General features: G+C 66.5%; 8 protein-coding genes and 1 pseudogene. 5 read left to right on the top strand and 4 right to left on the bottom strand.

The genetic code is table 11. The features are described from left to right. Positions 1-912 (top strand): aldehyde dehydrogenase family protein (locus FJY88_09125; GenBank protein MBM3287492.1); only part of this gene is annotated, 912 nt, incomplete at its 5' end. A 195-nt stretch (positions 913-1,107) separates the two neighbouring features. Here FJY88_09125 and FJY88_09120 read toward each other — a convergent pair. Both FJY88_09120 and FJY88_09115 read right to left on the bottom strand, forming a co-directional pair. Beyond that, positions 1,108-1,716: pseudogene (locus tag FJY88_09120) on the bottom strand (CHRD domain-containing protein). Between the two features lie 138 nt (positions 1,717-1,854). After that, positions 1,855-3,519 carry a sigma-54-dependent Fis family transcriptional regulator gene (locus FJY88_09115; protein MBM3287491.1) on the bottom strand — a complete coding sequence of 555 codons (1,665 nt, stop codon included), beginning with the start codon at positions 3,517-3,519 and terminating at the stop codon, positions 1,855-1,857. Between the two features lie 141 nt (positions 3,520-3,660). On the opposite strand from FJY88_09115, the gene FJY88_09110 reads away from it, so the two are divergent. The 4 genes from FJY88_09110 to FJY88_09095 all read left to right on the top strand — a co-directional run bounded on the left by FJY88_09110 (position 3,661) and on the right by FJY88_09095 (position 8,102). Continuing rightward, positions 3,661-3,864: a hypothetical protein gene (locus tag FJY88_09110; protein MBM3287490.1), complete on the top strand. Its 204-nt coding sequence runs from the start codon at positions 3,661-3,663 to the stop codon at positions 3,862-3,864. A gap of 75 nt (positions 3,865-3,939) precedes the next feature. Further along, positions 3,940-6,930 (top strand): hypothetical protein, encoded by a 2,991-nt coding sequence (locus tag FJY88_09105; protein ID MBM3287489.1) that lies wholly within the window; start codon positions 3,940-3,942, stop codon positions 6,928-6,930. A 63-nt stretch (positions 6,931-6,993) separates the two neighbouring features. Then, positions 6,994-7,446 (top strand): hypothetical protein, encoded by a 453-nt coding sequence (locus FJY88_09100; GenBank protein MBM3287488.1) that lies wholly within the window; start codon positions 6,994-6,996, stop codon positions 7,444-7,446. A gap of 92 nt (positions 7,447-7,538) precedes the next feature. Continuing rightward, positions 7,539-8,102, top strand: coding sequence for a manganese efflux pump (locus FJY88_09095; protein ID MBM3287487.1), 564 nt, complete (start codon positions 7,539-7,541; stop codon positions 8,100-8,102). A gap of 18 nt (positions 8,103-8,120) precedes the next feature. Here FJY88_09095 and FJY88_09090 read toward each other — a convergent pair whose 3' ends face one another. After that, positions 8,121-9,056 carry a hypothetical protein gene (locus FJY88_09090; protein MBM3287486.1) on the bottom strand — a complete coding sequence of 312 codons (936 nt, stop codon included), beginning with the start codon at positions 9,054-9,056 and terminating at the stop codon, positions 8,121-8,123. Next, positions 9,053-9,996: poly-gamma-glutamate system protein (gene pgsW / locus FJY88_09085; protein MBM3287485.1), on the bottom strand; the 944-nt coding region annotated here is incomplete at its 5' end. The genes pgsW and FJY88_09090, both read right to left, overlap by 4 nt.

Here is a 9,996-nt window from a genome sequence, read left to right as displayed (position 1 = left end):
GTCATCCTCCGTCCGGCTTCCCAGACGCCGCTCTCGTCCCTTCTTCTCGCGGAGGTCGCGGCGGAAGCGGGACTTGCCGCGGGCCTTCTGAACGTCGTCCCTTGCCCGGTGCAGCATGTGGAGGCGATCCTAGAAGATGAGCGGATCAAGCTCGTCACCTTCACCGGCAGTCCGCCGGTCGGCTGGGCCATCAAGCAGAGGGCCTACCGGCGCAAGGTGGTCCTCGAGCTGGGAGGCAACGCCGCAGTCGTCTTCGACAGGGGATACGATCTCCTCGCCCAGATCCCCAAGATCGCCGTCTCCGCCTATGCCCACGCGGGACAGAGCTGCATCTCGGTCCAGAGGATCTTCGTGCCCCGGGAGGAGGAGGAAAGGTTCGCCGAGACGATGGCGGCTCATGTGAGGGACAGCGTGACCTTCGGTGATCCGAGCCGTGAAGAGACGGTCGCGGGTCCCCTGATCCGCAGCGAGGAGGCCGATCGCGTGATGTCCTGGATCGCGGAAGCCCGCGATCGCGGCGCGACGATCGTCGTGGGCGGGCGCCGGAGCCACAACGTCATCGAGCCGACCCTCCTGCGGCATGTCGATCCCGAGCTTCGCATCGCGAGCGAGGAGGTCTTCGGGCCGGTCGCCGTTCTCGATGGGTATGGGACCTTTGACGAGGCCCTGGAAAAGGTGAACGACTCGCGTTTTGGGCTTCAGGCGGGACTCTTCACCAACGATCTCGGTCACGCCTTCCGCGCTCTTCAGGATCTCGAGGTCGGAGCAGTGCTGGTGAACGAGACGCCGACGTGGCGGGTCGATCACATGCCGTATGGAGGCGTCAAGGAGTCGGGGTTCGGGCGCGAGGGCGTCCGCTGCGCGATCGAGGAGATGACGGAGCCGCGCCTGCTGGTGCTTGGCCCGAGCTGAGCGAGCAGGCGGCGCATTACCCGGCAAGAGCCCTGGACCCCGACGGTTCACCTGAGCCCCGCGCCGCAACGCGGACGTTGCGGGACGGAGGGAACCGTCGGGGTCGAGAGCCGGGATTCGGGAGGCGACCAGCCCGCCGCCGGGTTCGAATTGCGTGGGCCGATGGCCGCCTACTGCAGGATTGACGAATCCGCGAAGCTGGCCGCGAATCTCCCCTCCCGGGAAGCCGGCCGAGTGGATGTTCACGTAGGTCAGGCCGGCGAAGACATCATCCTCGTTGGCCGCTCCGAAGTTCCACACGCCGAGCTTTCGGTTGCCGAGGGGGAGGTTGTGGAGCGCGCCGCCGTTGGCTCCGGGAGGCGCGAAGCCATGGATGTGCGCCCCGGTCTCGGCCCCCGTCAGCCCCGTGAACGCGATCCGGTAGCTCATGGTGTTCGCGTCCGTGTCGATGAGAAACTGCCCTCCGCCGAAGGCCGTCGATGCGTTTGGCGGAACCTCCTGCCTCCCCAGGAGCACGGCGCCGAAGACGTGCTCCGCGCCGACTGAATCCCCGGGCGACAGCAACGCGCCGGACAGCGCGACCGCGAGAACCGCAATGACCGCTGCCGGACGAGTGAGCGAGCGGGTTTCTATGGATCTCTTCATTGTGTTCATGTTGTCGATCTTCCCCTTCGATGCTGGAGACTGGATTGAATAGGGCCGCGCTCGCGGCCCTTGAAATGACCGGAGAGCATAGCACGCAGTCTCGCGCCTCGACAGCAGATAAGGTCGACGCTCGGGGCGCCCTTGTGAAATCGAGCGCATGGATGACCGTCGATCCGCGGGGCTTGCGCTATGGCTGAGCGAAGGCGGTCGCGAAGATCCAAGCCCCGCGCCCCCTGGCGCATCGCGCCGGGCCGAGCGGATGTGGGAAGCGAGCGGCCCGGATGCGGTCAAGCCGCTCTAGCGGTTGCCCCCTTCGAGTTTCATCTTCGCGAGCTTGAGCGACAGCGTGTTGCGGTGGATCCCCAGCAGGCGGGCCGACTCGGCCTTGTTCCCCCTGGTCTTGAGGAGCGTCTGGCGGATCGCCTCCTGTTCCCACTCCCAGAGACTCCTGATCTTGCCCGACCAGGGTCCCAGCTCGGCGGCGCCGGCGTCCGGAGCGGCGGCGAGGGCATGCCGAACATCGTTCGCCTGAATGACCGATCCGCCCTGCGAGAGGAGAAGTCTGTGCACGAAGTGCCTCAGCTCACGAATGTTGCCGGGCCAGAGCTGCTCTTGCATCAGCTTGATGGCGTCGGGCGAGAACTTCGTCTCCTTGTGCCCCTTGCTTGGCTCTTCGAACAGCCGGACGAAACGGGCGACGAGGATCGGAATGTCTTCGGATCGCTCGCGAAGGGGCGGAACGACGAGGTGAACCGCGTGGAAGATCGACGCGAACGCGGCCGGGAGCAGCACTCCCCCCACGCGCTCCCCCGTCCTGTCGGGTTCGCACGAGGCCAGGATGCGGACGTCGATCCGCTCGTCACGGCGGCCTCCTAGGGGGCGATACAACCCTCTCTGCGCGATCCGCGCGAGTATGCCCGCGAGATCTTCGTCGAGGGCGTCGGCCCCGGCGACGTGGAGGGTGCCGCGGTCCGCGAGCCGGACGAGGCCGGCCTCGTTTCCGTAAGCGCCGCGAACGGCCACTCCGCTCCGGCCCAGAACGGCGCCCTTGAGGACCAAAGCCGGCATCGCGGCGCAGTCGCAAGTCATGAAGGCTTCCCGCGCGCGGCGGCTGGCATCGTGGATCGCCCGGGCGAGGATGCTGCGGCCGCTCCCGTTCTCTCCGACGAGCAGCAGCGGCTGGTCCATCAGCGCGGCCGTGGCGGCCTGGGCGCGGAGCGCCTCCATCCTCTCGCTCGGACCCAGGAGGCGGTCCCACGGTTGGTGCGAGGGATTGCTCCTGCGAAGCTGGTCGTTCTCGCGCACCAGATCACCGTGCACCTGGGCGTTCTCGAGCGCGACGGCGGCCACGCGGGCCATGGCGTCCAGGAGCGGCAGCGCGCGTTCAGGGAACGCGTTGGGCGAGGGGGCGTCCAGATAGAGCGCGCCGACCTGTCCCGACGGGGAGACCAGGGGAGTGCAGACGATCGAGCGCATCTCGTTCAGCCGGACGCTCTCGAGGGCGGCGAGGCGCGCGTCGGAGAGCGCGTCCTGGGTGATGATCAGCCGCCCCTGCTTCCCCTCTGTGAGGATCGTGCGGCTCACCTTCTCGACCGCCCGCAGCTCCTGCCCGCGGATGTTCTGCGCGAGCACGGGAACCAGACCGGCTGCGTCCTGCCGTCCGAGGAAGAGGATGCCGCGCGATGCCCCCATCAGCGCGGTGGCCTGATCCAGGATCGTCTTGATGAGGACATGGAGATCGAGCTGGGCGGTAATGGCGCAAGCCAGTCCCTGCAATTGCTGGACATGCTGCGAGCTCTCCCAGCTGGTCGCGCGCGATCGGAGGTCGCCGCCCGTCCGGCCGGTCACGCCTTCCGTCTCATCCAGATCGGCCCGGAGGCTGTCATGCTCGTCCAGGTCCTCGAGGATTTTCGCCCTGCGCTGGGGAGGCGTCTGCTTGGAACGGCCCTTACCCGACTTCATCCTTGGGCTCCTCTCACGGGTGGATCTGAGGCGGTTTGCCCCGAGGATCAACCCCTCGCACTATTTTAGGCGGACAAGCGGAAGATTTCAAGTGTTGTTCAGACATGAAAGGGGCTGTATAGTACTTGGGCGGGGACCAGCATGAAACGGGATGGCAGGAGAGAGAATGGCGGTCAGCCCGCTTCGGGCGAGAAGAGGTCGTCCGGCGACAACCCCCGCTACGAGGTCCGACGCCTGATCGAGGAGCATGAGGGCCGACGCGTCGCTCTCGCCCTCGATCGCTGGACGGGCCGGAGCGTTGTGCTGAAGAGCGTGGATTCCACGCTTGGTCCCAGAGAAGCCTGATGCCTCCTGGCGTTGCCGTTCGGGATCGCGCCAAGGATCGCCGATCTCGCCTGGCGAACCTCGCGCGGTCTGATAATGGTCCTTGAGCGCCTACCGGGCAAGACGCTTCTTGAGGCTGCCCGAGACACCTCCCCGGCGGAAGTCCCGATTCTGGCTCGGCGGATCAGCGGGCTTCTCGCCCACCTTCACCGCTCAGGATACGTCCATTCCGACGTCAATCCTATGAACGTCATCCTGGCCGGGGACTTGGAACCGGCCCGGGCGAGGCTCCTCGATCTGGGGTTCGCAATCGAGACCATGGCGGGCGGTGACGAGGAGGATGTCAGAGGCGGGATGCCTCCATACATCGCGCCGGAGGTGCGGCGGGGATGGATCGTCGATGGGCGGGCGGACCTCTTCTCCTTGGGCGTGATGCTCCGCACCCTCTTTCCGGCCCTGGAAGAGGATCCGGCCTGGCGGAGGATCCTGGAGAAGCTGGAACAGCCGATTCCCGCGGAGCGCTATCCGCACGCGGTCGCTCTGCGCAGCGAGCTGACCCGCCTCTTCCGGCTTCCCCCGCAGGAAGCAGAGGTCCCGCCTTTCGGCGCTGGGCCGATGCGGGGAAGAGAGTCCTCAATGCGCCGGCTGCTGGACTTGGCGGGGGCGTCCCCCGGCGCGCGCATTCTGGTCCAGGCCAGGCCGGGAACGGGTCTTTCTCGCTTCCTCATGGAGGCCGTTCTCGCGATCGCGAGAGCCGGAGGGCCGCCTGCCTGGATCGCGGACCTCTCCGAGATGGGATCGGGAGCATCCCTCGATCGCGCGATCGACTCGCTCGATCAGGCCGAAGCGGATGGGGAGGGGATCGTCCTCTGCGGCGTCGGCGATCCATCACCCGGTCTGCGTTGGTTGGGAGGCAGGACGGGCGATCGGCTCCGGCGCCTCGTCGGCGCTCCACGCTGGAAGAGGCTGGTCCTGCCCTGTATTGACTTCGAGAGCTTCTGCGAAATCGTTGGCGCCAGCCTGGGCGCAAGGAGCGGGCCGGTCGAGATGCTCGCCCGGGCGCTCTACGAGCGCGCCGAGGGAGACCTGAAGCTCTCCGCGGAGGGGTTCGCGCACTGCGTGGGTCGCAGCGGCGAGGAGGACGGCCTTTCGTGGAGGCTCGACGGGGAGCGCCTGGAGCGCGCGATCCCGAGATGGAGACCTTCGAGCGTGGGTCCGTCCCTCGACCTTGTGTCGCGCGACCTCGTGGAGCCCGTGCGAATCTGCGCACATGCGGGTCGATCATTCCCCGCCGATCTGATCCGCCGCCTTCTCGATCGCTTCGCATGCTCCGCGGCCTTGCCGGCCATCCTTGATCACGCTCTTCTGATCGAAGAAGAAGGGGGCCGTCTGAGGTTCATCACCCGGGATCTGAGGGAGGCCGCCGCGAGTGGGGATCATGCGAAGTCCCGGGAGATCGATCGCTGGCTGCACGCAAACTGGGAGCCCGATCCCGGCCGCGTCGAAGAGGTCCTCGATCTATGCGCCATCGCCTGGCGGGTAGGAGACGAGGTGAAGTCGAGGCGATGGCTCTCGGCGGCCCTGGAGAGCGCGGATCGGCAGCGTCGCTGGCCGGATCTGCTGACGATCGTCTCGCGAGTGGCCGATCCCGGGCGCGACTGGACCCCGGACGTAACGCTCGAGAGTCTGGCGCAACTCCGCGCTCGGCTCTCCTCTGATTGGAGCGCGGAGCGACTCTTCGTCACCATCGCGCTGAGCCTCAGGTCGGTGGCTCCCGGCACGTCGCTGCTCCTATTGGAGAGGGCGGCCGCGGGCCAGGACCCCGAGGCTGCGGGCGATGCGCTCGTGTATCTGGCCGATCGAGTCGCCAGCCAGCCCAGTGACGGCGCCTTCACGGGATACATGTCGACGCTGCGCGAATCCGAATGGGCGCGCAGCGAGATCCGCCGGGCGATCCTCGACCTCCTCGAGGCACAGCACGCGCTGGGGGCCGGGCAGACGGTCGAGGCGAAGGCTCGGGCCGACCGGGCGGTCCAGGGGCTCAGGGGGAGCGGGCTTCATCAAGAGGCTCTGAGCCTCTTGACGCTTGCGACCGCTCTCTTTCCCCAGGATCCCGGGAGGGCGGCCGGGATCATGCGAGAAGCTCTCGCGAACGCATCGGATCCCGAGACGGCCGCGCAGCTCCGATACAACCTCACGCTGTTGCACACACGCCTGGGCGAGTTCGAGTCGGCGGCCAAGTGCGCGGACGAGGGAATTCAGGAAGCGGGCGATCGCGCTTCCCTCCTGCGGCGGACCGGGTTGCGGATCCAGCGCGCATGGTCATGGGCCTATCTCGATCAGATCGAGAGCGCCATGGAGGAGGCGAGAGACCTCCTCTCCCGCTCGATCGTCCGCCAGGTGCCTTCTCGGCTCGTGCCCGTCCTGCTCCTGGTCGCCTACTGCCATCTGCACCGGGGGGAGCGCAACGGAGCGCTCCGAGAGAGCGTCCGAGCGATCGATGAAGGCCAGGACGGTGTCCCCGTGGTCCTTCAGGCGGACGTCCTCCGCTTCCTCGTGGATGCGCTTCTCGACATCGGCGACTGGGATCGCGTCCGCGAGAGGGCGCAGGATCTCTTGTTGACCTTGGATGGCGGGAGCGCCGCGGTGAGAACGGCGACGGCGAGGGCGAGGGCGCTCCTCGCTCAGGAAAAGGGATCTCTCAACGAGGCAATGGACCTTCTCAGGCGCGAGGTCGAGGCCGGCCGAAGACTCGACAACAAGCTCGCCGCCGCTCGCTACCTCCATCACCTGGGGCTGCTTCAACTGGATCGGGCCGGTCAGCTCGGGGATCAGGCGATGGCGGAGTCTGCCGCTGATCTCTTCGCGGAGGAGCTTGAGATTCTATCGAAGCAGGGAATGGGCTACCACCGAGGCCGCGCGCTGCTCGCGCTCTCTCGCGCCCTCATCGTGATGAGAGAAAAGGACGAAGCAGAGGAGCGGTTGTCGCAGGCGATCTGCATCGCGAGAGAGTGCAGGTGCCGGGGACTCCTCGCGGAGTGCTTGGAGCTGCGCGCCAGGGAGCAGATGACCGAGACGAACTCGTGACGACTTTGGGGGGATTGCGGTTTCGATGATCGGGAGGATCTAGGCGACACATGGGAGGGAATCATGCCACGTAGCATTCTCTGGAGATCGTCAGCGCTCGCTTCCCTAATTCTTCTTCTCGCGGGGCTTCCTTTCCTGGCGGAAAAGGGGCACGCCGGCGTGACCGGCGTCTTGAAACTCAAGGTCAAGAGCTGCTGGTCTGTCGGATGGCTCAGCGACGCCCGCATCGACGTCGTGATCTGGCGGATGGGCGTCGGCCAGGTGGACTCGGCGACCGATTACACCGACAACGACGGCTACGTTGAGATCGCGTTCGATGACCTTGAGGATGAGGACAAGGCTCTCGTGACGGTGACTCCTTCCGGCCAGAGCCCAGATGACGATCACACCTACTATTGGATCTTGTCCCAGGGATATCGAGAGGGTTACTGGGACCTCGGGACGCAGGGCGACTCGGGGTGCGAGGACGGCTGGTACAGCGAGAAGGAGAACGTGATTCTCTGCGTGTACCACTAGAGCGTTCGATTGCCTCTGAGGCGCCTGCGCGCTTCTCGGATCAGTTCAGAAGCGTCTAGACCGGGCCGACCGCGACGGCGATACTTCTCGGGATGAGCCTGATCGATCTCCTCGCGGTCGCGGTCGCTCTGGCAATGGACGCCTTCGCCGTCGCCATCGTCACGGGGCTCGCGCTCAGGACGCCGAGCGGACGGCACGTCGTCCGCCTGGCTTTTCACTTCGGTCTCTTCCAGGCGCTGATGCCTGTGATCGGCTGGGCGGCCGGCAGGGCGGTGCACAGGTACATCTCGGCTGTGGACCACTGGATCGCCTTCGCCCTTCTCGCCGTCGTGGGAGGCAGGATGCTATGGGGGGCCTTCCATGACCCTCAGGAGGGGGGCCGGTCGTCCGATCCGACGACCGGCTGGGGGCTGATCCTGCTGTCCATCGCCACGAGCATAGACGCGCTGGCCGTCGGGCTCTCCCTCGCGATGATCGGCTCGGCGATCGTCAAGCCCGCGATCGTGATCGGGCTCGTCGCCGCGGGGTTCACGGCCCTCGGCATGGCGCTGGGCGGGCGCATCGGCGTAGCGTGGGGCAAGCGTGTCGAAGTCCTTGGCGGTCTCGTCCTGATCGCGATCGGACTGAGGATCCTGGCGGAGCACCTCTTGGGCTAGGCTTCGGTGACGGCGACTCTATCGCCGCGGCGTCCGCCCTCCCGTCCCGCGTCCCGTCCGGAGGTCCTTCTGGGCCGCGAGGATTCGAAGAGACGCCGTGGGAACGGCGGCGCGGTCGAGATAGATCTCCACCTTGTGCCTCCCGGCGGGGATGGAGAGGGCCACGGTCCGCTCGAGCCCTGGAGTGACCTCGGTCATGTCGGGGTAGACGACCGTGTGGCTCGCCTTTGACTTCATCCCGAAGCTCTTCCATGGTTTCCCATCGAGCGCGACGCGGATCCCGTAGGTCTGGCTCGTCCCGTTCTCCGCGCCGAAGTCGAGACGTGTCCCGATCTTGATCCGGAGGGGCCCCTCGACCGTGAAGGCGACGGGCGCCGTCTGGCTGAATCGGTAGCAAGTCGACTCCCTCTCCCCGCTGTGTACCCTCACGGCCTGGACGTAGGTCTCGGGAGAGAAGGGGATCCAGGTGGTGGCGCTCTTCTTCGCGGTGCCCATATACACGCGAAACGCGACCGTCTCTCCCTGATCCGACGGATAGATCTTCACCGTATGCTCCCCAGCCGGGACCTGGAAGACGGCCTTCTCGAGCGTGCCCACGGGCCCCTCGCCGACCCGAAGCGCCTGCTTGCTGACGACGGCGGTTTCCTCCGCGGTTCTCAGGACGACGCCGTCGATCTCGACATTGAAGCGATAGGTGACTTTCTGGGGCTTGGCCATCGGATCATAAAGATGACGGCTCAGGACGCGCAGCGGGGCGGGACCCTTCAGACGGAAGACGAGCGGCATCTGCTTCGAGGCCTTGTGATAGGTGAAGGACTTCGATCCGATGTAGATCTTCTGCTTGCCGCCATGGGCGTGCGGCGTGATTCGTTTCGTCGCGGCAAAGGCTCCACCGACGAGGCAGCCGCAGAGAAGGAGCGCTAGCGCGACGGCAAGACGAAACCGGACCTTCATCCCCCACTCCTCTCTCCGATCGGTTCCGCAGCGGGGCTGGAAACCAGGACGGGAGCCACCACGTGTTTTGCGGCGCGTGCGGCGCGGTGGCGCTCACGCAGCACGCCGAAACAGAGGACAAGATAGACGAGCAGCGACGGGACCGTGATCCGCAGATCGTAAGCCTCCCGGTAGAAGATCTCCCCTTCGCCCACGGGCGGGACCGACTCCGGAGTGATCGGAAGGCCGTGATCCTCGGCGACTCGTTCGACGTTGAGCAGGTGAATCACCGGGACCCGCTTGCCCGCGTAATGATGGAGCACGCCACGTTGCGTCCAGTTGTAGCGCTTGAGGCTGCGGCTGATCCCGGGCCTGATCAGGTCGGCGCTCTGCTGTGTCCCCACGCTCGCGGAGCCGCCGCCGATATTGGCGTAGGCGCGCACTCCGCGCGGCCCGGCGGCCAGGTCGTAGATCTCGACCCGCTTCGCGACCGAATGCTCCAGGGTCGACTCCCAGATGATCTGGACTCCGTTGCGATCCGCCGACTGCCTGAGGAGGCTCCGTCCCTTGGGACTCAATCCCCGACCCCGGTCGTTGCTTCCTCCAATAGAGGCCGCGACGCTGCGCGTCTTGAGAAGTCCGTTCTTGATCAGCAGGCTCTCCATGTCGAGCCAGGTGAAGTTCGGGTCGTTCGCCCCCCACATGCTTGCGCCGATCGATGTGATCGCGATGGGCGCCAGTCGCAGCTCTTCGGCCGCCGCGAGGACGGCGATGTTCAATGCGGGGAAGGAGCCGGTCAGGGCGACGGCGACGGGATCGCCCGGCTTGAGGCCCAACTCGCGGAAGTACTGGACGAAGACCGCGGCGAAGTTGGGGTTCACGCTCGTCAGCTTCGCCTCGAGGACTCCGCGGTCGGTCGTCGTCACGGTAAACTCCTGCCCGATCAATCCGCTCTGTTCCG

The organism is Candidatus Eisenbacteria bacterium (assembly GCA_016867495.1).
GTDB lineage: Bacteria > Eisenbacteria > RBG-16-71-46 > CAIMUX01 > VGJL01 > VGJL01.
Note: the sequence above shows the minus strand (reverse complement) of the source record. Positions and strands in the feature narration are given on the sequence as shown.